At 71.9% G+C, this 23,126-nt stretch carries 23 protein-coding genes; 10 read left to right on the forward strand and 13 right to left on the reverse strand.

The window, feature by feature from the left end:
- Positions 1–61 precede the first annotated feature (61 nt).
- The 3 genes from MED15_RS14780 to deoC are packed head-to-tail and all read right to left on the reverse strand — an operon-like array spanning position 62 to position 3,275.
- A complete protein-coding gene (locus tag MED15_RS14780) occupies positions 62–886 on the reverse strand; it encodes an aldehyde dehydrogenase family protein (RefSeq protein ID WP_112588223.1) in 825 nt (274 codons plus the stop codon).
- On the reverse strand, positions 879–2,309 hold the full coding sequence (locus tag MED15_RS14785) for an aldehyde dehydrogenase family protein (protein ID WP_112601949.1): 1,431 nt from the start codon (positions 2,307–2,309) through the stop codon (positions 879–881). Before MED15_RS14785 ends, MED15_RS14780 begins: the two co-directional genes overlap by 8 nt.
- A 6-nt stretch (positions 2,310–2,315) precedes the next feature.
- Complete coding sequence (deoC, locus tag MED15_RS14790; RefSeq protein WP_091394490.1) at positions 2,316–3,275, reverse strand: deoxyribose-phosphate aldolase; 960 nt, start codon at positions 3,273–3,275, stop codon at positions 2,316–2,318.
- Between the two features lie 133 nt (positions 3,276–3,408).
- Between deoC and upp the strand changes: the two genes are divergently transcribed.
- Positions 3,409–4,041, forward strand: coding sequence for a uracil phosphoribosyltransferase (gene upp / locus MED15_RS14795; RefSeq protein WP_091394488.1), 633 nt, complete (start codon positions 3,409–3,411; stop codon positions 4,039–4,041).
- 72 nt (positions 4,042–4,113) lie between these two features.
- Entirely contained in the window at positions 4,114–4,791 is a 678-nt protein-coding gene (locus tag MED15_RS14800) for a GOLPH3/VPS74 family protein (protein ID WP_112735926.1), read from the forward strand.
- 13 nt (positions 4,792–4,804) lie between these two features.
- On the opposite strand, the gene MED15_RS14805 is transcribed toward MED15_RS14800, so the two are convergent.
- Positions 4,805–6,472, reverse strand: coding sequence for a phospho-sugar mutase (locus tag MED15_RS14805; RefSeq protein WP_112731528.1), 1,668 nt, complete (start codon positions 6,470–6,472; stop codon positions 4,805–4,807).
- Positions 6,473–6,520: 48 nt separating this feature from the next.
- A complete protein-coding gene (locus MED15_RS14810) occupies positions 6,521–8,587 on the reverse strand; it encodes a serine/threonine-protein kinase (protein WP_112735928.1) in 2,067 nt (688 codons plus the stop codon).
- Between the two features lie 206 nt (positions 8,588–8,793).
- On the opposite strand from MED15_RS14810, the gene MED15_RS14815 reads away from it, so the two are divergent.
- Both MED15_RS14815 and MED15_RS14820 read left to right on the forward strand, forming a co-directional pair.
- On the forward strand, positions 8,794–10,377 hold the full coding sequence (locus MED15_RS14815; RefSeq protein ID WP_112601946.1) for an acyl-CoA mutase large subunit family protein: 1,584 nt from the start codon (positions 8,794–8,796) through the stop codon (positions 10,375–10,377).
- Positions 10,378–10,833: 456 nt separating this feature from the next.
- Positions 10,834–12,093 carry an amidohydrolase gene (locus MED15_RS14820; RefSeq protein ID WP_112601945.1) on the forward strand — a complete coding sequence of 420 codons (1,260 nt, stop codon included), beginning with the start codon at positions 10,834–10,836 and terminating at the stop codon, positions 12,091–12,093.
- Here MED15_RS14820 and MED15_RS14825 read toward each other — a convergent pair.
- Positions 12,050–13,000, reverse strand: a complete 951-nt coding sequence (locus tag MED15_RS14825) for a DUF4349 domain-containing protein (protein ID WP_112736274.1) — start codon at positions 12,998–13,000, stop codon at positions 12,050–12,052. The genes MED15_RS14820 and MED15_RS14825 overlap by 44 nt on opposite strands.
- A 93-nt stretch (positions 13,001–13,093) precedes the next feature.
- On the opposite strand from MED15_RS14825, the gene MED15_RS14830 reads away from it, so the two are divergent.
- From MED15_RS14830 to MED15_RS14845, 4 genes are all read left to right on the forward strand, one after another.
- Complete coding sequence (locus MED15_RS14830; protein ID WP_112601943.1) at positions 13,094–13,726, forward strand: MBL fold metallo-hydrolase; 633 nt, start codon at positions 13,094–13,096, stop codon at positions 13,724–13,726.
- Between the two features lie 4 nt (positions 13,727–13,730).
- Entirely contained in the window at positions 13,731–14,714 is a 984-nt protein-coding gene (locus MED15_RS14835) for a hypothetical protein (RefSeq protein ID WP_112735930.1), read from the forward strand.
- Between the two features lie 104 nt (positions 14,715–14,818).
- Positions 14,819–15,553 carry an SCO6745 family protein gene (locus MED15_RS14840; RefSeq protein WP_112735932.1) on the forward strand — a complete coding sequence of 245 codons (735 nt, stop codon included), beginning with the start codon at positions 14,819–14,821 and terminating at the stop codon, positions 15,551–15,553.
- A gap of 61 nt (positions 15,554–15,614) precedes the next feature.
- Positions 15,615–16,574 carry a GNAT family N-acetyltransferase gene (locus MED15_RS14845; protein WP_112601942.1) on the forward strand — a complete coding sequence of 320 codons (960 nt, stop codon included), beginning with the start codon at positions 15,615–15,617 and terminating at the stop codon, positions 16,572–16,574.
- A 75-nt stretch (positions 16,575–16,649) separates the two neighbouring features.
- On the opposite strand, the gene MED15_RS14850 is transcribed toward MED15_RS14845, so the two are convergent.
- The gene (locus MED15_RS14850; protein ID WP_112588201.1) at positions 16,650–17,105 is read right to left on the reverse strand and encodes a gamma-glutamylcyclotransferase family protein; all 456 of its coding nucleotides are present in this window, start codon (positions 17,103–17,105) and stop codon (positions 16,650–16,652) included.
- A 106-nt stretch (positions 17,106–17,211) separates the two neighbouring features.
- Between MED15_RS14850 and MED15_RS14855 the strand changes: the two genes are divergently transcribed.
- Positions 17,212–18,615 carry an NAD(P)H-quinone dehydrogenase gene (locus MED15_RS14855; protein ID WP_112588199.1) on the forward strand — a complete coding sequence of 468 codons (1,404 nt, stop codon included), beginning with the start codon at positions 17,212–17,214 and terminating at the stop codon, positions 18,613–18,615.
- A 13-nt stretch (positions 18,616–18,628) separates the two neighbouring features.
- Here MED15_RS14855 and MED15_RS14860 read toward each other — a convergent pair whose 3' ends face one another.
- The 6 genes from MED15_RS14860 to MED15_RS14880 form a co-directional block, all read right to left on the reverse strand.
- Positions 18,629–19,198, reverse strand: coding sequence for a hypothetical protein (locus MED15_RS14860; protein ID WP_146766719.1), 570 nt, complete (start codon positions 19,196–19,198; stop codon positions 18,629–18,631).
- 34 nt (positions 19,199–19,232) lie between these two features.
- Positions 19,233–19,859 (reverse strand): DUF998 domain-containing protein, encoded by a 627-nt coding sequence (locus MED15_RS14865; RefSeq protein ID WP_112735936.1) that lies wholly within the window; start codon positions 19,857–19,859, stop codon positions 19,233–19,235.
- A 152-nt stretch (positions 19,860–20,011) separates the two neighbouring features.
- Entirely contained in the window at positions 20,012–20,344 is a 333-nt protein-coding gene (locus MED15_RS14870) for a helix-turn-helix domain-containing protein (RefSeq protein WP_112735937.1), read from the reverse strand.
- Positions 20,341–20,538 (reverse strand): type II toxin-antitoxin system RelE/ParE family toxin, encoded by a 198-nt coding sequence (locus MED15_RS34215; protein WP_244220463.1) that lies wholly within the window; start codon positions 20,536–20,538, stop codon positions 20,341–20,343. Before MED15_RS34215 ends, MED15_RS14870 begins: the two co-directional genes overlap by 4 nt.
- A 28-nt stretch (positions 20,539–20,566) precedes the next feature.
- Positions 20,567–20,707, reverse strand: coding sequence for a hypothetical protein (locus tag MED15_RS34220; protein ID WP_244220464.1), 141 nt, complete (start codon positions 20,705–20,707; stop codon positions 20,567–20,569).
- A gap of 44 nt (positions 20,708–20,751) precedes the next feature.
- Complete coding sequence (locus MED15_RS14880) at positions 20,752–21,375, reverse strand: DedA family protein (protein ID WP_112735939.1); 624 nt, start codon at positions 21,373–21,375, stop codon at positions 20,752–20,754.
- 508 nt (positions 21,376–21,883) lie between these two features.
- Between MED15_RS14880 and thrS the strand changes: the two genes are divergently transcribed.
- Positions 21,884–23,101: a threonine--tRNA ligase gene (gene thrS / locus MED15_RS14885; protein ID WP_112736276.1), complete on the forward strand. Its 1,218-nt coding sequence runs from the start codon at positions 21,884–21,886 to the stop codon at positions 23,099–23,101.
- Positions 23,102–23,126: the final 25 nt, after the last annotated feature.

The following is a 23,126-nucleotide window of genomic DNA, read 5'->3' on the forward strand; positions in this document are numbered from 1 at the left end:
AGCCTGACCGCCCGGAGCGGGCGGGGCTCCCCGGAAAACCCAAAAGGCCGAGCAAAGACGATCACACCCCCTTGGGGTGCCACACCGTCTTCGTCTCCAACAGCGCCGTCATCCGATCCAGGCCCGGGTCGACCGACCAGTCGTGGTCGGCCGGGGCCGGTCGGAGCACCCGCTTGAGGTTCTCCGCCGCCTTGACCTCCAGATCGGTGGCGAGCGCGGCGTCGGTGACCCCGGTCAGGTCGATCGCGTTGACGTCCATGTGCGCGGCCAGCGTCGGCGCGGTCTCGGTGATCGCGCCGGTGAGGATGTTGACCACGCCGCCGGGCAGGTCGGAGGTGGCCAGCACCTCGGCCAGCGTCACCGCCGCCAGCGGCTCGCTCGGGGATGCCGCCACCACGACTGTGTTGCCGGTGACGATCGCCGGGGCGATCACGCTGACCAGGCCGAGCAGCGCCGGGCTTTCCGGGGCGACCACCGCGACCACGCCGGTCGGCTCGGGCGCTGAGATGTTGAAGTACGGGCCGGCGACCGGGTTGGCGCCGCCGTACACCTGGGCCAGCTTGTCGGCCCAGCCGGCGTACCAGACCCAGCGGTCGACTGCGGCGTCCACCTCGTCGCCGGGGATGCCCAGGGCGACGAACTGCTCGCGGCGGCCCTCCAGCATCTCGGCGGCCCGGTAGAGGATCTGACCCCGGTTGTACGCGGTCGCGCCGGCCCAGCCCTTGACGGCGGCGCGGGCGGCGACCACCGCGTCCCGGGCGTCCTTGCGGGAGGCCAGTGACACATTCGAGGACTGCACGAGATACGACCGTCCCGACTCGCTGCGCGGGAACTTCCCGCCGATGAAGAGCTTGTACGTCTTGCGTACCGCGACCCGCTCAGACATTGAGGTAGCCCTCCAGCCCGTGCCGGCCGCCCTCGCGACCGTAACCCGACTCCTTGTAGCCACCGAACGGCGAGGTGGGGTCGAACTTGTTGAACGTGTTGGCCCAGACCACGCCGGCGCGCAGCCGGTCGGCCATCCACAGGATCCGGGAACCCTTGTCGGTCCAGATCCCGGCCGACAACCCGTACGGCGTGTTGTTGGCCTTCTCCACGGCCTCGGCCGGGGTGCGGAAGGTGAGCACCGACAGCACCGGGCCGAAGATCTCCTCGCGGGCGATCCGGTGTGCCTGGGTGACCCCGGTGAAGATGGTGGGCGCGAACCAGAAGCCACGGTCGGGCAGGTCGCACGGCGGTGACCAGCGCTCGGCGCCCTCGGCCGAGCCGGCGTCGGACAGCTCGCGGATCCGCTCCAGCTGGGCTGCCGAGTTGATCGCGCCGACGTCGGTGTTCTTGTCCAGCGGGTCGCCGACCCGCAGCTGAGCCATCCGTCGCTTCAGCGACTCCAGCACCCGGTCGGCCACGTTCTCCTGGACCAGCAGTCGGGAGCCGGCGCAGCAGACGTGCCCCTGGTTGAAGAAGATGCCGTTGACGATGCCCTCGACGGCCTGGTCGATGGGTGCGTCGTCGAAGACGATGTTGGCGGCCTTGCCGCCCAGTTCCAGGGTGAGCTTCTTGCGGGTGCCGGCGACGGACCGGGCGATGGCCCGGCCCACGTCGGTGGAGCCGGTGAAGGCGACCTTGTCCACGCCGGGGTGCTCGACCAGCGCGCGGCCGGTGTCGCCGGCGCCGGTGAGGATGTTGACCACACCGGCCGGCAGGTCGGCCTGCTGGCAGATCTCGGCGAAGAGCAGCGCGGTCAGCGGGGTGGTCTCGGCCGGCTTCAGCACCACGGTGTTGCCCGCGGCGAGCGCCGGGGCGATCTTCCAGGCCAGCATGAGCAGCGGAAAGTTCCACGGGATGACCTGCGCGGCCACGCCGATGGGCTGCGGATTCGCGCCGAAGCCGGCGTGCTCCAGCTTGTCGGCCCAGCCCGCGTAGTAGAAGAAGTGCGCGGCGACCAGCGGCAGGTCGACGTCGCGGGACTCGCGGATCGGCTTGCCGTTGTCAAGCGATTCCAGGACGGCCAGCTCGCGGGAGCGTTCCTGGATGAGCCGGGCGATCCGGTACAGGTACTTCGCCCGGTCCCGGCCCGGCATCGGGCCCCAGACCTTGTCGTACGCCCTGCGGGCGGCGCGCACCGCGCGTTCCACGTCCTGGGCGCCGGCCTCGGCGACCTCGGCCAGCACCTCCTCGGAGGCGGGGTTGATCGACTTGAAGCTGCCACCGTCGGTCGGGTCGACGAACGTGCCGTCGATGAACAGCCCGTACGAGGGTTTGAGGTCCACCACCGAGCGGGACTCGGGGGCGGGGGCGTATTCGAACATCGGCTATCAGTCCAGGGTGAAGTAGTCGGGACCGGAGTAGGTGCCGGTCGTCAGCTTGGTGCGCTGCATCAGCAGGTCGTTGAGCAGGCTGGACGCGCCGAAGCGGAACCAGTCCGGGTCGAGCCAGTCCGGGCCGACGGTCTCATTGACCATCACCAGGTACTTGATGGCGTCCTTGGTGGTCTTGATGCCACCGGCGGGCTTCACGCCCACCTGCCGCCCGGTCGCTTCGCGGAAGTCGCGCACCGCTTCCAGCATCACCAGGCTCACCGGCATCGTCGCCGCGATCGGGACCTTGCCGGTGGAGGTCTTGATGAAGTCGCCGCCGGCCAGCATGGCCAGCCAGGAGGCCCGGCGGACGTTGTCGTAGGTGGCCAGCTCGCCGGTCTCCAGGATCACCTTGAGGTGGGCATCCCCGGAGGCCTCCTTGGTGGCCACGATCTCGTCGTAGACCTCCTTGTACCGCCCGGCCAGGAACGCACCCCGGTTGATCACCATGTCGATCTCGTCGGCGCCGGCCGCGACGGCGGCCCGGGTGTCGGCCAGCTTGATCTCCAACGGCGCCTGCCCCGACGGGAACGCGGTCGCCACGCTGGCCAGGTGCACCGCACTTCCGCGCAGCACCTCCGCCACGTAGGGGACCATCGCCGGGTAGACGCAGACCGCGCCGACGTGCGGGCAGGACGGGTCGGCCGGGTCGGGACGCAGGGCCTTCGCGGCGAGCGCGCGCACCTTGCCCGGGGTGTCCGCCCCTTCCAGGGTGGTCAGGTCGACCATCCGGATCGCCAGGTCGATCGCCTGGGCCTTGGCGGTGGTCTTGATGGAGCGGGTGCCGAGCTGTGCCGCCCGCTGCTCCGCGCCGACCTGGTCCACGCCGGGCAGGCCGTGCAGGAAGGTCCGCAGAGCGGTCTCGGATCGTCCCAGCTCGGAGAGCTCCGACCGGGCCGACGTCGTTGTCGCCGTCATGCCGAGAAGTCTACGCACGAGACCGCCGAGTGATCTTGCTCACGACCGCTCGACGACGTGCCGACGTGAGCGGCGTCCCTGGTCCGACCGCACCCGCACCGCCGCGCGGTACGGACCGGTAGGTTGAGCGATCGTGGACGTACACGTCATTGACCACCCGCTGGCCCAGTCCAGGTTGACTGCCATGCGGGACGCGCGCACCGATTCCTCGACGTTCCGGGCGGCGCTGCACGAACTGACCACCATGCTGGTGTACGAGGCGGCGCGCACCTTCCCCGTCGAGCGGTACCCGGTGCAGACGCCGGTCACCGGCACCGAGGGCACCCGGCTGGCCAACCCGCCGCTGCTGGTCCCGGTGCTGCGCGCCGGCCTGGGCATGGCGGACGCCGCGTTGGGCCTGCTGCCCGAGTCGTCGATGGGTTTCGTGGGTCTGGCCCGCGACGAGGTGACCTACGAGCCCCGCGCGTACATGGAGTCGCTGCCGCGCGACCTGGCCGGGCTGCCGGTGCTGGTGCTCGACCCGATGCTGGCCACCGGTGGTTCGCTGGAGCACTCCTGCCGGCTGCTGGCCGACCGCGGCTGCACCGACATCACAGTGCTCTGTGTGCTCGCCGCCCCGGTCGGCATCGAGCGGCTGGAGCGCTCCGGCCTGCCGTTGCGCCTGGTCACGGCCTCGATCGACGAGGGGCTCAACGACAGCATGTTCATCGTCCCCGGGCTCGGCGACGCCGGCGACCGCCAGTTCGGTGGCATGCCCCGCTTCTGAGGGGATACCCGGTCGGTGCCGGGTCCGGCGGGTCCGTGCGCGGGGTGCCCGGACCCGCTACCGTCTCCGGCCATGACTGGTGTTGCGCTCGCCGAGGAGCTGCTGCTCCTCGCCTACGACGACACGACCGGCAAGGCGACCATGCCACGGATCAGCCTGGACCTGGGCATGGCCGCCGCAGTGCTGGTCGAGCTGGCTCTGGCCGGCCGGATCGCGTACGCCGACGGGTCCCTGACGGTGATCGACCCGACGCCGACCGGCGAGCCGTTCAGCGACGACGTCCTCAGCCGGATCGCCGCCGACACCCCGCACACCCCGGCGTCCTGGGTGCAGCGTCTGCGGCACGGTCTGCGCGACCGGATCCTCGCCGACCTGTGCCGGCAGGGCGTCGTCCGGGACATCGACGAGACCGAGCTGGGCTTCATCCACGTGCACCGTTACCCGGTCGTGGACACCTCCGTCGAGGCGGAGACCCGGCAGCGGCTGGCCGAGGCCCTGACCGGCGCGGCAGCCCCGGACGAGCGGACCGCCGCGCTGGCCACCCTGGTCGTGGTGCTCCGGATGGAGTCCGCGCTCGGGGTGAGCGGCGAGGCCGCCGCCGACGCCCGCCGCCGGCTGGCGGAGATCGCCACCGGCGCCGGGTTCTCCGGCGAGGTGAGCACCGACGACTCGGTGGTCCGCCCGTCGGTCGGTCTGGTCGTCGCCGCCCTGGCCAGGGCCGTCGACCAGGCCCTCGGCCCGCGCCGCTGACCCAGCGCGCCGGTCAGAGCCCCAGAGCCGCGGCGATCTCGCCACGCAGGGCGGCGACGGCCGACGCCGCGCTGCTGCGGGCCGTCCGGACGTCACCGTCCACGACCGGTTCCACCACCTCGAGGTACGCCTTGAGCTTCGGCTCGGTGCCGGAAGGGCGGATCACCACCCGGGCCACAGCGGTCCGCAGGATCACCACGTCCGACTCGGGCAGCAGGTCCCGGACGCTGTCCACCGGCTGCCCGAGCAGTGTGGCCGGGGTGTCCGCCCGGATCCGGGCCATCGCGTCGGCGATGACCCGCAGGTCGTCCACCCGGGCGGAGAGCTGGTCAGTGTGGTGTACGCCGAACTCGGCGGCCAGCTCGTCCAGCCGGTCGGTCAGCGTGCGACCCTGCGTCTTCAGGCCGGCGGCCAACTCGGCCACTGTCAGCGCGGCGGTGATGCCGTCCTTGTCCCGGACGTGTTCCGGGGCCACGCAGTAGCCGAGCGCCTCCTCGTAGCCGAAGACCAGCGGCGCGCTTCCGCCGCCGGCCCGCACGATCCACTTGAAGCCGGTCAGCGTCTCGTCGTAGGGCAGGCCCCGAGCCGCGCACATCGCCCGCAGCAGTGACGACGACACGATGGTGGTGGCGTAGAGCCCGGTCACCCCCCGGCGCATCAGGTGGTCGGCGAGCAGGACGCCCACCTCGTCGCCGCGCAGCATCCGCCAGCCGTCGCGGTCGTCCCGGACGACCACCGCGCAACGGTCGGCGTCCGGGTCGTTGGCGATGGCGAGGTCCGCGCCGGTGGAGTCGGCCAGGGCGATGAGCCGGTCCACAGCACCCGGCTCCTCCGGGTTGGGGAACGACACGGTGGGGAACGCCGGGTCCGGCTCGGCCTGGTCGGGCACCACCCCGGGGGTCGGAAAGCCCGCGCGGGCGAAGGCGGCGGTGAGCACCGCCGCGCCCACACCGTGCAGCGGGGTGTACGCCACCGTCAGGTCCCGGGGCCCGTCCGGGTCGATCACCGCGGTGGCCCGTTCGACGTACGAGGCGACCAGGTCGTCGCCGAGCACCTGACCGGGCTCGCCCAACGGCACCTGGGCCAGTGGCCCGACCGATCGGATGGCGGCCTCGATACCGGCGTCGGCGGGTGGCACGATCTGCGCCCCGGCGCCCAACTCGCCGCCCAGCTCCGCGCCGAGGTAGACCTTGTAGCCGTTGTCCTGCGGCGGGTTGTGGCTGGCCGTGACCATCACTCCGGCGACACCGCCGAGGTGCCGCACGGCGTACGCCAGCACCGGGGTGGGCAGCGGGCGGGGCAGCAGCAGCGCCGGACGGCCAGCGCCGGTCGCCACCTGGGCGGTGCGCTCGGCGAACTCCCGGGAGCCGTGCCGGGCGTCGTACCCGATCACCAGCGGGCCGGTGCCGCCCTGGGCCGCGAGCCAGGTGACCAGGCCGGCAGCGGCCTGGGTGACCACGGCGAGGTTCATGCCGTTCGGGCCGGCGCGCAGCGGGCCGCGTAGCCCCGCCGTGCCGAAGGTCAACGGGCCGGCGAACCGGTCGGCCAGCTCCGGGGCGCTCCCCGGCAGCCCGTCGAGCACCGCCGTCAGCTCGTCCCGGCTGGCCGGGTCGGGGTCGTCGGCCAGCCAACGCCGGGCTTGCTCGCGAATGTCGTCGATGTCAGTGGTGTCCGCCGCCATGCCCCTTGATAGCACGGCGACGGATCACCCCTGTGGGTTCCCTCCGGCTCAGCCGTTCCCGGTGAGCTGGAACGTCTTCACCATCTCGTCGAAGATCGGCTTGCTCTCGGCGAACACGTCCTCGGTGGCGGAGAGGTAGAACGAGTACGACTTGCCGTCCTTGACGACCGCGCGCCACACCCCGTGGCGCATCTCGCCACCGGAGCCGCAGGTGTACTCGAATTCGACGCCCGGGCTGCCCGCCAACTGCTGCTCGGCGATGGCCACCTGCTCGTACGGCTTCTTGCAGTTGGTGCTCTTGGTGCGGAGGAAGTTTTGCGCGCTCTCCGCCCAGCGGGTGGGCGTCCCGGTCCACTTCTCGGTGAGGACCCGGATCTTGCGACCGTCGTCCTCCGGGTCGATGTAGTCGGTGTACGAGCCGCCGGTGGCCTTCTTCCAGCCCTTCGGCACCATGACCTGGATTCCGCGGGCCGTGTGCTCCTGCATCTCGACAGTGGGGGCCGCCGGGGCGGACGTGGTGGGCTGTGCGGCCGGGGTGCTCGGCGGGGGGTCTTCGCCGCCGGAGAGCGCCACCGCGGTGATCAGCAGCACGACGACCAACCCGCCGGCCGCGGCGAGCTGCACCTTGCGCGGCCAGCCCTTGACAGTGGTGACGAGCTGACCACCGGTGGCCCGGACCTTGTCCAGCGCGCTGCCGCCCGAAGCGGCGGGCGCGGTGGCCCAGGGCTGGCCGGTGCCCGGCACCGACCACTGGTTGCCGCCGCCGTAGGTGCCGCCGACGCGCTGGGTGGCCTCCGGTGCCGCGCCGCCGTACCCGACCTGCTGGGTGGCATCGGCCGGGCTGCCGTAGCTGACCCGCTGGGTGGCGTCGGGGTGCCCGCCGGCGTCCACCCGCTGGGTGGCGTCCGCGTTGCCGCCGTAGGTGCGCCCGGCCGCAGGTCGGCCGGGAGTCGGCATCGCGCCGGTCGGCGTGTGCAGCGGGCCGGCCAACGCGTCGGCGCTGGTCTCGTCCAGCCCACCGGTGGTGCCGGCCGCTGGAGCTGCCTGCGGGCGCTCGCCCCGGCGCAGCGAGGCCAGCCGGTCGGTCAGGGACTCGCCCGGGGCCAGCATCGCCTTGCCACCGATCTGGCTGTCCGGCTTCGGCTCCGGCTGGGCCGGCGGGAGGACGGGGATGGGGCGCTGCTGCACCGGCACCACTGCGTACGGGTCGGTGACCGAGTGCACAGCCGTCGCCGTGCTGCCCAGCGGGCCGGCGAGCAGCTCGCGCAGCATGGCCCGGGAGGTGTGCACGTCGAGTCGGCGTGCCGGGTCCTTCTCCAGCAGACCCATCAGCACCCGGGTCAGCGGGCCGCTGCGCTGCGGTGGGGCGGGCGGGTCCTCCACCACGGCGTGCATGGTCTCGATCGGGTCGCCCTTGTCGAACGGGGGCCGCCCCTCGACAGCGGTGTAGAGCGTCACACCCAGCGAGAAGAGGTCACTGGGCGGGCCGAACTCCTGGCCCATGGCCCGCTCGGGTGAGATGAAGTGCGGCGAGCCGAGCACCATGCCGGGGGTGGTGAGCTGCACGTCGGTGGGCATCCGGGCGACCCCGAAGTCGGTCAGCACGCAGCGCCCGTCGGTGCAGATCAGCACGTTCGCGGGTTTGACGTCGCGGTGCAGCACGCCGATCGCGTGCGCGACCTCCAACGCGCCGAGCAGCGCGATGCCGATCTTGGCGACGGCGCGGGGCGCGACCGGCCCGTCCTCGATCACCATGTCGGCGAGGCTGCGGGCGTCCAGCAGCTCCATCACGATCCACGGCCGACCGGCCTCGGTGACCACGTCGTACACCTGCACCACAGCGGGGTGCTGGATGGCGGCGGCGGCGCGGGCCTCGCGCAGGGTGCGTTCGTACATCGCGTCGCGGTCGCTGGGGGCCAGCCCCGGGGGCAGGACGACCTCCTTCACCGCCACGTCACGGCGCAGCAGGGTGTCTGTGGCGCGCCACACCGTGCCCATGCCGCCGTTGCCCACCGAGGACCGCAGCGAGTACCGGCCACCAATGGTGGTGCCGGGCGCCGCTCGTCCGTTGGCGGGACTAACTGGTCCGCCGCTCCACGTCGGGATCTGAGTCACAGAAAAGCCACCGGGGGAAATCGAGGGGGGCTGGGACACAACCCCCCTATCTTGCTGGTTCCGACGCCCGATGCGAAAGCCGACGCGGCGGACGTTTATCGAAGTCGACAGAACGTGCCCTGTCGTTCACCTGGTGTCGACCGGTCGGGACGCACTGTGCGGTATCCCTCACCCGACGACGTGGCCAGGCGTCCTACCATCCGGGGATGAACCAACGGCGGTCAAGTGAGTCCGGTTTCCCGATCAACGGCGTCTACACCGAGGCCGACCTTCCGGAGGACCTGGACTCCCGGCTCGGCAGCCCGGGCGAGTTTCCGTACACCCGGGGTGTCTACCCCACCATGTACACCTCCCGCCCGTGGACCATGCGCCAGTACGCCGGCTTCGGCACCGCCACCGAGTCCAACGCCCGGTACCACCAGTTGTTGCGGGCCGGCACGATGGGCCTCTCGGTCGCGTTCGACCTGCCGACCCAGATGGGCTACGACTCGGACGAGCCGATCGCGCACGGCGAGGTCGGCAAGGTGGGTGTCGCGATCGACTCCATCGAGGACATGCGGCTGCTCTTCGCCGACATCCCACTGGACAAGGTGTCCACCTCGATGACCATCAACGCGCCCGGCTCGGTGCTGCTGCTGCTCTACCAACTCGTCGCCGAGGAGAACGGGGTGCCGGGCACGGCGCTCAACGGCACCATCCAGAACGACATCCTCAAGGAGTACATCGCCCGGGGGACGTACATCTTCCCGCCGAAGCCGTCGCTGCGCCTGGTGGCCGACACGTTCGCGTACTGCCGCAGCGAGGTGCCGAAGTGGAACACCATCTCCATCTCCGGCTACCACATGGCGGAGGCCGGCGCGACGCCCGCGCAGGAGATCGCGTTCACGCTGGCCAACGGGGTGGAGTACGTACGGGCGGCGCTGGCCGCCGGGCTCGCCGTCGACGACTTCGCGCCCCGGCTGTCGTTCTTCTTCGTGGCCCGCACCACGCTGCTGGAGGAGGTGGCGAAGTTCCGCGCCGCCCGGCGGATCTGGGCCCGGTTGATGCGGGACGACTTCGGCGCCAAGGATCCGAAGTCGATGATGCTGCGGTTCCACACCCAGACCGCTGGCGTGCAGCTCACCGCCCAGCAGCCGGAGGTGAACCTGGTTCGGGTGGCGGTGCAGGGTCTGGGTGCCGTGCTCGGTGGCACCCAGTCGCTGCACACCAACAGCTTCGACGAGGCGATCGCGCTGCCCACCGAGAAGGCGGCCCGGCTCGCGCTGCGTACCCAGCAGGTGCTGGCCTATGAGACGGACCTCACCGCCACCGTCGACCCGTTCGCCGGGTCGTACGTGGTGGAGGCGATGACCGCCGAGATCGAGGCCGCCGCCGTCGAGTTGATGGAGCGGGTGGCCGACCACGGTTCGGCGGTGGACGCGATCGAGGCCGGGTTCCAGAAGCGGGAGATCGAGCAGTCCGCGTACCGGATCGCCCAGGAGATCGACTCGGGGGAACGGGTGGTGGTCGGGCTCAACCGGTTCACCGTGGACGAGGAGGAGCCGTACGAGCCACTGCGGGTCGACCCGACGATCGAGGCGGCCCAGGCCGACCGGCTGGCCCGGCTGCGCTCCGAGCGGGACGCCGACGCGGTGACGAGGGCGCTCGCCGATCTTCGGGCCGCTGCCGAGGGCACGGAGAACGTGTTGTACCCGATGAAGGAGGCGCTGCGGGCCCGGGCGACAGTGGGTGAGGTCTGCGGGACGTTGCGTGAGGTCTGGGGGTTGTACCGACCCACCGACCGATTCTGAGCGGCAGGCGGCGACTGCGGCCTCGGGGCGCGGTGTGTCCGGTGCTCTCAGCGGGTATCCGGTCGGTTGAGCCGGGACGCACACCCTGTGCGCCCACGGTGGGTGGGTGCGTGTGAGCGTCCTTATCCGGCTCGTTGCGGTGTGTGGTCGGCTAATTGTCGGAGTGTCAGTTCATCACCCCGACTAATGCGACAATTTGGCAACGGGTCTCCGACTGGCGCCGGGATTCGTGACCGCCGCGATCGGTTACGCGTTGTAGGAGGTGAGGGGCTGATGACGGCGTTTGACCGTGATCTACCTGCTGTCCCCCGCCTTGACGAGCGCCCCCAGCAGGGCATACGTGACTCTGTGCGGTCCGATCATCACCGTAACGAGGTTGCGCAGCGTCACCGTCGGAGGTCTAGGCTGTCTGCTGTCCCCGATGATCCATCCATTCCTAGTGATCGAGAATTCGACGTGACGAGTGCGTTGACGCTGCCCACAAGCGGCCAGCTGGCGTCGTCCTGGCCGGAGACGCCACCGGGATCCCAGCCCCTGCCCCGCGAGCTGGACCACCTTCTCGCGCTCCGGGTACCGGGGCTGATCGCTACGCGCCGTCACCTCCACTCGCACCCGGAGCTTTCCGGCAACGAGTTCGAGACGGCCGCGCTGATCGCCCGGGAGCTGTCGCTGGCCGGGCTGAACCCGCGTCTGCTGCCCAAGGGCAACGGCGTGATCTGCGACGTCAACGGAAGGCCGGACGGCCCGGTCGTGGCGCTGCGCGCCGACATCGACGCCCTGCCGCTGGACGATCCCAAGGACGTCCCGTACCGGTCGACAGTGGAGGGCGTCTGCCACGCCTGCGGGCACGACGTGCACACCACGGTCCTGCTCGGCGTCGGCATGCTGCTGGCCCAGCTCGCCGACCTCGGTGAGCTGGACGGCCGGGTCCGGCTCATCTTCCAGCCGGCCGAGGAGATCCTGCCCTGCGGTTCGCTGGAGGTCATCGAGGCCGGTGGCCTGGACGACGTGGTGCAGATCTTCGCGCTGCACTGCGACCCGAACCTGCCGGTGGGTCAGGTCGGCCTGCGGGTCGGCCCGATCACCGCGGCCGCCGACAACGTGACTGTCCGACTCTCCGGCCCGGGAGGGCACACCGCCCGCCCGCACCTGACCGTCGACATGGTCGACGCGCTCGGTCGGCTGATCACCGAGGTGCCGGCCCTGGTCAGTCGTCGGGTGCCGGCCAACAGCGGCCTGCTGCTGGTCTTCGGCCACGCCTCGGCCGGCACCCGCTACAACGTCATCCCGTCCGAGGCGAGCGCCTCCGGCACCCTCCGGGTGATGGACCGCGACACCTGGGAGCAGGCTCCCAAGATCGTCGCTCAGGTGGTGCGGGACGTGATCGCGCCGACCGGCGCCACTGTCGACCTGGAATACCTGCGCGGCCGGCCGCCGGTGTGCAACGACGCCCGCGCCATCCAGGTGCTGACCGCCGCCACCGCCGCCGCCCTCGGCCCGGACGGGATCGCCGAGACACCGCAGAGCATGGGCGGCGAGGACTTCTCCTGGTATCTGGAGTACGTCCCCGGCGCCCTCGCCCGGCTCGGCGTGGGGCGCTCCGGCCCCAACGTCGACCTGCACCGGGCGAGCTTCGACGTGGACGAGCGGTCCATCGCGGTCGGCGTCCGGGTCATGGTGCAGACCGCGTTGCGGGCACTGGCGGCGGCGCGCTGACCGGCGCGACCAGAGCCGGGGACTTACGTCGTCGGCGCAGCACCACCAGCAGCGCCACCAGCGGTACGCCGAGCGCCACCAGCCAGGGCAGCAACGCGCCCAGCACCGTGAGCAGGACGGTCATCGAGACGACGAAGGCCTTCCAGCCGCCCCTGAGCCCGACCAGGAAGCCGGTCTCGGTGTCCTTGGCCGCCGGCCCCGCCAGCGACACGGTGATCGTGGAGAGGGCGGTCAGGTCGGCCAGGCGTCGCTTCTTGGCCTCCAGCGAGGCCAGGTCGGCCTCCCGGCGACCCAACTCGTTCTCCAGCGACACCAGGTCGGTGATCGAGGTGGCCCGAGACAGCAACCGGCGGGCGCTCTCCACCCGGGCCCGCTGACTGGTGATCCTGGCCTCCAGGTCGACGGTCTCCTCGGTGACGTCCTGGGTGTCGATCTGCCGGCTCTGCTGCCGACCGAGCTTGGCGATCTCCTCCACCACGCCGTTGAACTTCGCCGCCGGCACCCGCAGCTCCAACTCCGCCACCGCGTCGGCGTCGGCACTGCGCCGCTGGTCGCCGCCGACGAAACCGCCGGCCTGGGTGGCCACGGCGGTGGCCTCGCGGGCGGCGGAGTCCACATCGTCCACCTGCACCCGCATCCTCCCGGTGTAGATGATCGCCCGCTGGTCGACCCGTAGGTCCGGTGCGCCGGCGCCGGCACCCTCCGGCGCGCCCGCGGCGGCGTCCCGGCCCACCTCGCCGCCGTTGGCGGCTGGCGCCTCGGCCGCCGTGCCCGCGCTGTCCTGCGCCCCGCTGTCGCCGGCGCCGCACCCCGTCAGCGCCAGGGCCGCCGCCAGTGTCGTCGCCGCCAACAGCGCACCGCGGCGTCGTCCCACCTGTCCGTCCATCCCCGCTCCCATCGTCGTCAACCGGTGTGGCGATAGCTCGGACGCGACGCACACACCGGCTGGTTCCGGCAGACTGCGCTGAGGACGTCACGATTCGATAATCGAGGAGTCACGATGCGGCTCACCAAGTACGCCCACTCCTGCCTCCGGGTGGAACACGACGGGGGAGTGCTCGTCGTCGACCCCGGTGTGTTCAGCGACGCCGCGGCGGCGCTGGACGGTGCGGACGCGGTGCTGATCACCCACGAACACCCCGACCACCTCGATCTGGCAGCGGTGCGCCTCCAACTCGACCGACAGCCGTTCCCGATCCACGGGCCCGCCTCGCTCGGCGAGACCCTGGGTGACGCGGCCGACGTGCTGCGCCCGGTCAGTGTCGGTGAGTCGTTCACCGCCGCCGGGGTCGCGGTGCGCGCGTACGGCGGGCGGCACGCCGTGATCCACCCCGACATCCCGGTGGTCGACAACCTCGGTTACCTGATCAACGACGTGGTCTACCACCCGGGAGACTCGCTGGTGGTGCCCGACGAGACACCCGTCGACACGCTCTTCGCGCCGATCCACGCGCCCTGGTCGAAGTTCTCCGAGGTGGTCGACTTCATCCGCGCTGTCGCACCGCGTCGCGCGTACGCCCTGCACGACGCGTTGCTCAACGACAACGGGCTGGGCGTCCTCGACCGGCAGTACACAGCGCTGTCCGGCACCGAATACCAGCGACTGGAGCCCGGTAGCCGGGTGGACGTCTGACCCGATGCCCGGCCTCTCCGCGGAGCTGGTGCAGCAGCTCTACCGCACCCCACCCGACCGGTTCGTGGCCGCCCGGGACGCCGCCGTGGCCGAGGCCCGCCGTGCCGGTGACCCGACCACCGCCCGGCAACTGGCCCGGCTGCGTCGCCCGACGGTGGCCGCCTGGTTGGTGAACCTGCTCGCCATCCGACGCCCGGAGCTGGTCGCCGATCTGGTCCAGCTCGCCGACGCCCTGCGAGTCGCCCAGCGGGAGTTGCGCGGGCCCCGACTGCGGGAGCTGTCCGCGCAGCGCCGGGCGGTGGTCGGCGCCCTGGTCTCCGAGGTTCGCAAGCTCGCCGCGGCCGAGCCGGACGCGCCACCGGCGAGCCGGCTGCCCCTGGCCGAGGTGGAGGCGACGCTGAACGCGGCGTTCTCCGACGCCGAGGTCGCCGAGCAGGTGCGGGCGGGCCGCCTGCTGCGGGCGGCCAGCTACGCCGGCTTCGGTGAGGTGCCCCGGCCGCAACTGCGGCTGGTCACCGACGATGACGAGGAGCGCGAGGAGGAGCGCCCGGCCCGCCGACCCGGCCCCCAACGCGGCCGTCCCGAGGCGGCACCTCGTACGGACCGGGCGGCCGAGCGTGCCGAGCAGGCCGAACGGGCCGCACAGCGGGCGGCCCGAGCCGAGCGGGCCCGGCAGCGCCGCGCCCTGGACCGGGAGTTGGCGAAGGCCCAGGCCGACCAGGAGCGAGCCGAGACCGAGCTGACCGAGGCGACCGGGCAGGAGCGCGACGGTGCGGCCGTACTCGATCGCCTTGAGGCCGAGCTGGCCGAGCTGGAGCGGCGGCGCGCGGTCGCCGAGCAGGACCTCAGCCGGGCCAAGCTCGCCCGGCGTGCCGCCGAGCGGGCGGTCACCGTGGCCCGGCGGCGCGCCGGTGAGGTCGAGGCGGCGGTCGAGGCACTGGCGGCCGAAGAGGGGGATGCGGACGCGGGCGGTGGCGCGGCAGACTGACCATCGATGGACGACGACGAGTGTGCGGGCCGTACACGGCGAGTGGCCCCGGGCCGGGGCGTGGTCGTGGTCGCCGGGGCGGGTTGCCCGAGCGGGGCGGCGCTGTGACTCCGGAGCAGGTCGCGGCCGCCAGCAAGCCCGTCGTGCTCGACCTGGGCGACGCCTTCAGCCGGGACCCGACCACGTTGCGCCGGGCCCGACTGCTCGGCATCTCCGGCTGGGCCTTCTACATCAGCGGCCGGGCCGGCGCGCTCGGCGGTGTGCGGGCCGAGACGGCCGCCGCCGCCCTCGGGTTCATCGCCCCGGACGCGGTCGCCGACGGTTGGGACGCCGCCGCCCGGGTCGTTCCGCCGTTCGAGGTGGCCGCCGCGAGCCTCGCCGAATGCTGCCGGTGGGGTGCGCAGCAGCTCGGCCCCCTGCCCGGCACCGAGCGCCTGTCGGCGCTCGTCGAGCGGGCGGTGGTGGCGGCGGAGGCCAGCGGGATGCCGCTCTTCGCCGCGTGGCGGGCCATGCCGCTTCCGGATCTCTCGCCCGGGGCTCGCAGCGCCGCCGGGCTGCGGCTGCTCCGGGAACACTTCACCGGCGCCTACCTGCTGGCGGTACGCGCCGCCGGGATGACCCCGCTGGAGGCCGTGCTGGCCGGGCCGGAGGGCGAGGCCGGGGCGGTGGCCTGTGGTTGGCCGCCGCCGTACCCGCCGATCGGGCCGCTGGTGCGCCGCCGGCTCTGGGCGGAGGCGGTGACCAACCGGTTGGCCGCGCCGGCGTTCACGGCCCTCGGGCCCGCCGACGGCGCGGAGTTGGCGGAGTTGCTGCACCGCACCCGGGCCGACCTCGGCTGAGCCTTTCGTCGGCCGAAAAATGGGCGGCGCCGCAACCGAGTGGCTGCCAGGATGTCCTGCCGTGACCCTTCCCGCTGGTTGGACGACGCGCCGACCCACCCTCGACGACGTGCCGGCGATCCTCGCGGTGGTGCACGCCGCCGACACCTTCGCCATCGGCCATCCCGACTTCGACGCCGAGGACGTCGCGGCGTCGCTGACCGCCCCCCACTTCGACCCGACCCGGGACTCCTGGCTGGCCATCGACCCGGACGACACAGTGGTCGGCTGGGCGACGGTGGACAACCCGACCGCTGTGGGCCGGGAGTTCGTGGAGGTCTACGTCGATCCGGTACGGGCCGCCGCCGTCCGCGCGCCGTTGCTGCTCCGCCAACTGGACCGGGTCGCCGAGCGCGCTGCCGAGCGGGGGCTGCCGTCGCTCACCGTCCGCTGCGCGGTCTTCGCCCCGGAACGTGACTGGGAACACGCCCTGCGCGGGCTCGGGTTCGCCCTCGTCAAGCGGTACGTGCGGATGAGCCGGCCGTTGGACGACCTGCCCGACGATCCGGCCGGTCCATCGGACGTGACTGTGCGACCGGTCCGCCCGGACGACGAGGCCGACCTGGTGGAGTTCCACCGGATCTACGAGGCCGCCTTCGGCGACACCCCGGACCACGAGCCGCTGTCGTACGAGCGGTGGCGGGCCCGGATCGGCGACCTGACCGCCTGGGACGAGTGGTTCGTCGCCGAGGTGGACGGGGTGCCGGTCGGCGCGTTGCAGTCCTCGGACCAGGCGCTCGACCAGCAGTCGGGCTGGGTGAAGAGTCTGTCGGTGCTGTCCGGGTACCGGCGCAGGGGAGTGGGGGCGGCGTTGCTGCGCCGCGCCTTCGCCCGCTACGCCGAGAAGGGGCGGCGGGCGGTCGGCCTCGGGGTCGACCTCACCAACCCGACCGCCCCACTGTCGCTGTACCGGTCCGTGGGCCTGCGGGAGACCCAGTGGACCGACATGTACGAACTTTCCGTTCCGGCGGCCGGTGTGTGATTGACGACCCCGGTCCGGCCCGCCCGGCGCTCCGGTCGACAGCGGTAGCACACTGGAGGGGTGCGATACGCGCTGCTACGCCGAGGCGGTGCCGGTGGGGCGGGCCCGCAGCTCGGTGACGTAGTCGTCCGGGGCGCCCGCCTTCTCGGCGGCGTTCGCGATCTCCGACAGATACCACGAGGTCGGCAGACCACCCTCGTACCCGTTGAAGACGTAGATCCACGCGGTCACGTCGCCGTCGAGGGTGGAGACCCGCACGTGCAGCTTGCGGTACGTGCCGGCGGTCACCCCCTCGATCTCGTCGAGTTGGCCAGCGTCGTAGGGGTGGATGTCGTAGAGCGCCACGAAGACCCGGTCACCGGGAGACTCGACAAGGGTGCTCACCGCACCCTCCCAGCCGATCACGTCCGCCCCGGCGAAGGTCAGCCGCCAGCCCTCCAGCCAGCCGGTACCCACCATCGGCGAATGCGGACAGTAGGCGCGCATCCGGGCGGGATCGAGATTTGAGCCGTAGGCGGCGTGATGACGCACGGCGATGACGATAGCCCGGCCGACGGGTGGGGGAGAATACGACAGTGCGTGTCGAATGCGCTCGGGAGAAGAAAGTCACTGTGAGCATGGACGAAGGGCGAAAGCTGTGAGCCGGATCGTGATCATCGGCGGGGGGCCGGCCGGGTACGAGGCGGCACTGGTCGCCGCCCAGCTGGACGCCGATGTCACAGTGGTGGAGGCCGACGGTGCGGGCGGTGCCTGCGTGCTCTCCGACTGCGTACCGTCGAAGACCTTCATCGCCAGCTCGGGGGTGGTCACCGGCTACCGCGACACCGAGGAGTTCGGGGTGCACTCGGACGGCCTTGAGGCGGTCACCGTCGACGCGCGGGCGGTGCACGGGCGGGTCAAGCGGCTGGCCCTGGCGCAGTCCGCGGACATCCACGCCAAGCTGCTGAAGGCGGGGGTCACCTTCGTGGCCGGCACCGCCCGGCTCGGCGAGGACTCCCTCGGGCACACCCACCGGGTCGTCGTCACCCCCGCCGACGGCGGCGAGGAGTACTCGATCGACGCGTCCACCGTGCTGGTGGCCACCGGCTCGACGCCCCGCCAGCTGCCCACCGCCGTACCGGACGGTGAGCGCATCCTGACCTGGCGCCAGGTGTACGACCTGCCGGAGCTGCCCGAGCACCTGATCGTGGTCGGGTCCGGTGTGACCGGCGCGGAGTTCGCCAGCGCGTACCTGGCGATGGGGGTCGAGGTGACACTGGTCTCCAGTCGGGACCGGGTGATGCCGCACGAGGACGCCGACGCCGCCTCCGCCATCGAGCGGGTGTTCCGCAACCGGGGCATGGAGATCCTCAACAACTCCCGGGCCGACGCGGTCCGGCGTACCGCCGACGGCGTCGAGGTGGAGCTCTCCGACGGCCGCAAGGTGACCGGCTCCCACGCGCTGATCACCGTCGGTTCGATCCCGAACACCGCCAACCTGGGTCTGACCGAGTACGGGGTGGAGCTGGGCCGGGGCGGCTACCTGACTGTCGACCGCGCCTCCCGGACCAACGTGCCCGGCATCTACGCCGCCGGCGACTGCACCGGCGTGCTGCTGCTGGCCAGCGTCGCCGCCATGCAGGGCCGGATCGCCATGTGGCACGCGCTCGGCGAGGCGGTCCGCCCGCTGCGGCTGCGTACCGTCGCGGCGAACGTCTTCACCGACCCGGAGCTGGCCACCGTGGGTGTCTCGCAGGACGAGGTGGACGCGGGCAAGGTGCCGGCCCGGCAGGTGATGCTGCCGCTATCCGGCAACGCCCGGGCCAAGATGGACGACCTCTCCGACGGTTTCGTGAAGCTGTTCTGCCGTCCCGCCAGCGGCCAGGTGATCGGCGGTGTGGTGGTCGCTCCGAAGGCCAGCGAGCTGATCCTGCCCATCACCATGGCGGTGGAGAACAACCTCACCGTCAACGAGCTGGCCCAGACCATCACCATCTACCCGTCGCTGTCCGGCTCCATCACCGAGGCGGCCCGCCAGCTCATGCTGCACGAGCTGGAGTGACGGCGGCGGGCGCTCAGTCCCAGAAGCACTCCAGGTGGCCGTCCAGAACGACGGCGTCGGCCTCGGTGCAGAACGCGGTGGCGTCGGTGCTGAGGCCGGCGTCGACGCGTTGCGCGTAGATGCTCTCGATCGAGGTCCGGTAGTCCTCCCGGTCCGTGCTCACCACGTACCCGGCCGCCCGGACCTCGGGATGGGCGCACAGGAAGCGGAAGATCTGCCACACCGGCGGCGCGGCGTTCTGGCGGTCGTACGGGTCGACGAACCGTGACTCGAGCAGCTGCGCCAACCCGCCGGCGTCCAGTTCGTCGAAGGACGCGATGCCGCCCAGGTAGGTCGTCGGATCGACGCCGACCAGCTGGTCCCGCCGGGCGGCATCGCGGTTGAACCGGAACTCGTCGACCTCGGCCGGGGCGGGCGCGTCGCAGAGCGGCGGGGAGTCGACCACCGCCGGAGTCGCGGTGGCGCTCGGCGCGGGGACGGTTCGCGGGGCGGCGGCGGGCTCCGGTGCCGTGCAGCCCACGCCTGCGGTGAGCAGGAGCAGCAGACCGACCGCATGGCCGAGCGGCCGATTTCTGACGCCCACCGCGCCCACCCTTCGTCGTCTCGGGGTGAGGAGCTTAAACGGCGACGACTCGGGTCGATGAGCCGGAGCGGGCGAGGACGAGTGCCACCACGGTGAGCACACCGACCTCGGTGAGGATGAGCAGGCGCTCGGCCAGTCCGAGCAACACACGGTCTCCCGGATAGGCCGACCACACCATGGCCGCGGCCAGGACGAGACTGGCCACCGCCAGCCCGCGCAGCCATCGGGCGGCCGGGGTCAGCTGGTCCCGTCGGGCGAGCAGCCAGCCGCCGACCGGCAGCGCCAGGAAGGCGATCACCGACGCGTACCGGTGCAGGTAGGCGGCGGTGGTCATGGCGGTGCCCGGCTCGTTCGTCGGCACCACGGCGGCCAGCAGCAGCCCACCCACCCATGCGCCGAGCAGCAGCTCGGCCGTTCGACCGGAGCGCGGCCGGGGTGGGCTGGCGCGGCGCAGTCCGTACAGCAACGCCACTGTGGCGAGCGCGAGCACCACCATGGCGATGTCGATGACGCCGCCGCGGTCGGAGACCGCAAAGTCGCTGATGGTCAACGCCCAGGGGTTGAGGTCGTCGTTGACTTCGAGGTGGCCGATCACGGTGAGCAGCGCCGCCAGGGCGATCCCGCCCAGGGCCAGCAGGCCGGTACTCCGGGTAACAGGCATGCCTCAGCCTGTCGCCGCAGACACCCCAGCCGAATCCGGGACAGCCACCGAAATCGACCCCCGGGACCACCCCTAGAGGCCTTCCGGCATTTGGCCGTCACGTGCTTCCGCGCATCCGTGAACTTCCGATGGTTGCGAAGACCTTCGCCAGGTCAGGCGACGTTCAGCTGGATGTTCCCAATGCGGGCGACGACGTCGAGATGACCACCCAGGCCGGTGACGTAGGCACGGAGCGATTCCAGGCTGGTGTGCTCGCCATGCTCGATCTGGCTGATCCTCGCCTGCGTCAGCCCTGCCGCCTCGGCCAGTTGCACCTGAGTCATACCCAGGTGCTTGCGAATTTCTGCCAGTTGCGCCCCACTGACCGCTGCCAGCATCTGCTCACGGTGTTGAGCACGCCGGGAGACCCGGTCCGGATCTGCCCAGGATGGATCGAGCGCGCGGGCCTTCGCCTTGACGTCCTGCCAGTCAGCTCCATCGGTCATCTCTGTGTTTCCCTCAGCCTGGAGAGGTGCTCCTGAAACCGGTCGTCCGCCAACGGGACCGCCGTCTTGTACCAAGTCTGCCACTGGCCCGACTTGTCGCCAGCGACCAGAAAAACAGCTTCTCGAACGGGATCAAAAGCGAAGATCATGCGGACCTCCGTGGAGCCAGTCGACCCGGGCCGCAACTCCTTCATGTGGTGGAAGATGCTGCCTTTGAGGCGGTCAACCAGGGGGCCCGAGCGCCGGCCCGTGTTCGGCGAGGAGGTCGATGGCCTCGCTGATGAGGTCGGCGCTGGCGGGATCCGTCCTGCAGAGGTCGAGGAACCACTCCTCGACCTCAGGATGAAGTTTGACATCCCACATGCTGCCAATATAAGTCCAGTTTATACCCGCAGATGCAACGACACTCAGTCGATGGAGACGTCGACAGCGGCGGCGGCGGCTCGGGCGTGACGGGCGCTGACCACTGTCATCGCCCATCCGGCCGCGGCGAAGCCGGCCGCCGCGGCGGTGGCGATGATGGCCAGCCGCCAGGCCGACTCGGTCAGTGCGGTGCCGCCCAGGTGCCCGACCAGCGCGCCGTAGGTGGCCCAACCCAGCGCGGCGACGGCCTCGTAGAGCACGAACAGGCGGTACGGGTAGCGACTGCGCCCGGCCGAGAAGCAGGCCGCCATCCGGCCGCCGGGCACGAACCGGCAGAGCAGGATGACCAGCGGCCCGGGTTGTCGCAGCCCCTGGGTGACCCGGCTGGCCACCCGGCGGGCGCGGCTCAGCTCGGCGTGCCGGGGTTGCCGCCGATCCGGTGCGCTGCGCCCGAGCAGATAGCAGGCCAGGTCGCCGGCGAATACGCCGAGCGCGCCGACGGCGATGGTGACCGGCAGGCTGAGCCCGCCGTAGACGGTGAGCGCACCACTGGTGATCATGACGATCTGGGTGGGGATCACCGGCACGAAGGCGTCCGCGATCAGCAGCGCGAGCAGCACCAGGTACGCCCACGTCGGCGACGCGACGTCAGTCAGAAGTTCGGGCACGCCTGCCACCTCGCCGGATGCGGCCGATTGGGTGTCTTGAGCCTGACGTCGTGTCCGGCGTCACGGTGGACGGCCCCGGCCCGTCGTGACCGTCGACACGACTGGGCCACCCAGCTACAACGAGGCCGATCGTTGCCGAGTAACGGGTTCGGAGGCTGTTCCACCCGTTCGGGGCGGGCGGCAGAACGCCGTTCGTCGGCGTACCGTTGTCGGCGCGGCCACGCCCGTCGGGTCCCCCGTTCCTGACGATTCGGCCGCCAGGGCCGCCGGCGGGTCCCGCGCCGGCGGCCCACCCCTCCGCCGCAAATGCGGGTGCATCCCCGAACGTCGCGCGGGTACGGTCGCCGTATGCGCAGCGCGGTAGTGATGACCACGACGCCGGGTGTCCCCGGCGCGCCGCTCTGACGTCACCACCGTCGACCAGGCCCCGGGGCGATCCGCCCCCGAGGGCAGCGCGCCGTTCGGAGCTCAGGTCGCCTCCGGGTCGTACCCGATCCAGGAGCCCGACATGATCGACCACCGTAGGCTCGGCCGCGAGCTGGACCTCTTCGTCTCCGATCCGCTGGCCGGTGCCGGCCTGCCGATCTGGCTGCCGGCCGGCGCCGCCGCCCGGCACGCCGTCGAGGAGTACGTCCGGGAGTTGGAGCGTCGCTCCGGGCACCAGCACGTCTACTCGCCGCCGCTGGGCAAGCGGGAACTCTTCGAACTTTCCGGCCATCTCGGCTACTTCGCCGACGACATGTTCCCGCCGATGCGGCTGAGCGCCGACGACGAGTTCGTGCTCCGGCCGGCGCTCTGCCCGCACCACGCGTTGGTGTTCCGGGCGCGGGGCCGTTCCTACCGGGAGTTGCCGTTGCGGATCGCGGAGCTGGGCGGGATGTACCGCTCGGAGCGCTCCGGTGTGCTCGGTGGGCTGTCCCGGGTCCGCGCCATCTCGCTCAACGACGCGCACACCTTCTGCGCCCCCGAGCAGGTCGGCGCGGAGGTCGTCGAGATCCTCGGGCTGATCCGTGCCGCGCACGCCGCGCTCGGTGTCCGGCCGGCCGGGTTCCGGCTGTCGCTGCGCGGGCCGGGCGAGAAGTACGTCGGAGACGACGCCCAGTGGGCCCGCGCCGAGGAGTTGCTCCGGGAGGCGCTGGCCGGGGTGGAGTACGTCGAGGCGCCGGGGGAGGCTGCCTTCTACGGTCCGAAGATCGACATTCAGATCGTCGATGCCGCTGGCCGGGAGTCGACCATCTCCACCATCCAACTGGACTTCGACAAGCCGGAACGGTTCGACCTGTCGTACACCGACTCGGACGGCAGCCGGCGTCGGCCGGTGATGGTGCACCGCAGCCTGGTCGGCAGCATGGAGCGGCTGTTCGCGTACCTCATCGAGGTGCACGAGGGGGCGTTCCCGGCCTGGTACGCGCCCGTCCAGTTGGTGCTGCTGCCGGTCGACGACGGTCAGGCCGACGCGGCGGCCGACCTGGCCCGACGGGCGGGCGACAGCGGCCTGCGGGTCGAGGTCGACGCCGCCGGCTCGCTGGGTGCCCGGGTCCGGGACGCGGCCCGCCGCCGCGTCCCGTACCTCGGGGTGTTGGGTGCCCGGGAGGTGGCCGACGGTCACCTCGCGCTGCGCCTGCGCGGCGGCCGCGCCCTGGCCCCGATGCCCGCCGACGAGGCTCTCGCCCTGATCGGCGGGCAGGTCGCCGCCCGCGCGACCGACCTGCTGCCGTCGGACTGACACGCCCACCGATCGTCTCGCGCGC

It is taken from the genome of Micromonospora noduli (assembly GCF_003264475.1).
In the GTDB taxonomy this organism is placed as follows: Bacteria; Actinomycetota; Actinomycetes; order Mycobacteriales; family Micromonosporaceae; genus Micromonospora; species Micromonospora noduli.

What these genes read in the sequence shown, in the direction of transcription:
- MED15_RS14780 (WP_112588223.1), bottom strand. Translation starts at nt 886, where the DNA reads ATGTCTGAGCGGGTCGCGGTACGCAAGACGTACAAGCTCTTCATCGGC.
- MED15_RS14785 (WP_112601949.1), bottom strand. Translation starts at nt 2,309, where the DNA reads ATGTTCGAATACGCCCCCGCCCCCGAGTCCCGCTCGGTGGTGGACCTC.
- deoC (WP_091394490.1), bottom strand. Translation starts at nt 3,275, where the DNA reads ATGACGGCGACAACGACGTCGGCCCGGTCGGAGCTCTCCGAGCTGGGA.
- MED15_RS14800 (WP_112735926.1), top strand. Translation starts at nt 4,114, where the DNA reads ATGACTGGTGTTGCGCTCGCCGAGGAGCTGCTGCTCCTCGCCTACGAC.
- MED15_RS14805 (WP_112731528.1), bottom strand. Translation starts at nt 6,472, where the DNA reads ATGGCGGCGGACACCACTGACATCGACGACATTCGCGAGCAAGCCCGG.
- MED15_RS14815 (WP_112601946.1), top strand. Translation starts at nt 8,794, where the DNA reads ATGAACCAACGGCGGTCAAGTGAGTCCGGTTTCCCGATCAACGGCGTC.
- MED15_RS14830 (WP_112601943.1), top strand. Translation starts at nt 13,094, where the DNA reads ATGCGGCTCACCAAGTACGCCCACTCCTGCCTCCGGGTGGAACACGAC.
- MED15_RS14835 (WP_112735930.1), top strand. Translation starts at nt 13,731, where the DNA reads ATGCCCGGCCTCTCCGCGGAGCTGGTGCAGCAGCTCTACCGCACCCCA.
- MED15_RS14865 (WP_112735936.1), bottom strand. Translation starts at nt 19,859, where the DNA reads ATGCCTGTTACCCGGAGTACCGGCCTGCTGGCCCTGGGCGGGATCGCC.
- MED15_RS14870 (WP_112735937.1), bottom strand. Translation starts at nt 20,344, where the DNA reads ATGACCGATGGAGCTGACTGGCAGGACGTCAAGGCGAAGGCCCGCGCG.
- MED15_RS34215 (WP_244220463.1), bottom strand. Translation starts at nt 20,538, where the DNA reads ATGAAGGAGTTGCGGCCCGGGTCGACTGGCTCCACGGAGGTCCGCATG.
- MED15_RS34220 (WP_244220464.1), bottom strand. Translation starts at nt 20,707, where the DNA reads ATGTGGGATGTCAAACTTCATCCTGAGGTCGAGGAGTGGTTCCTCGAC.
- thrS (WP_112736276.1), top strand. Translation starts at nt 21,884, where the DNA reads ATGATCGACCACCGTAGGCTCGGCCGCGAGCTGGACCTCTTCGTCTCC.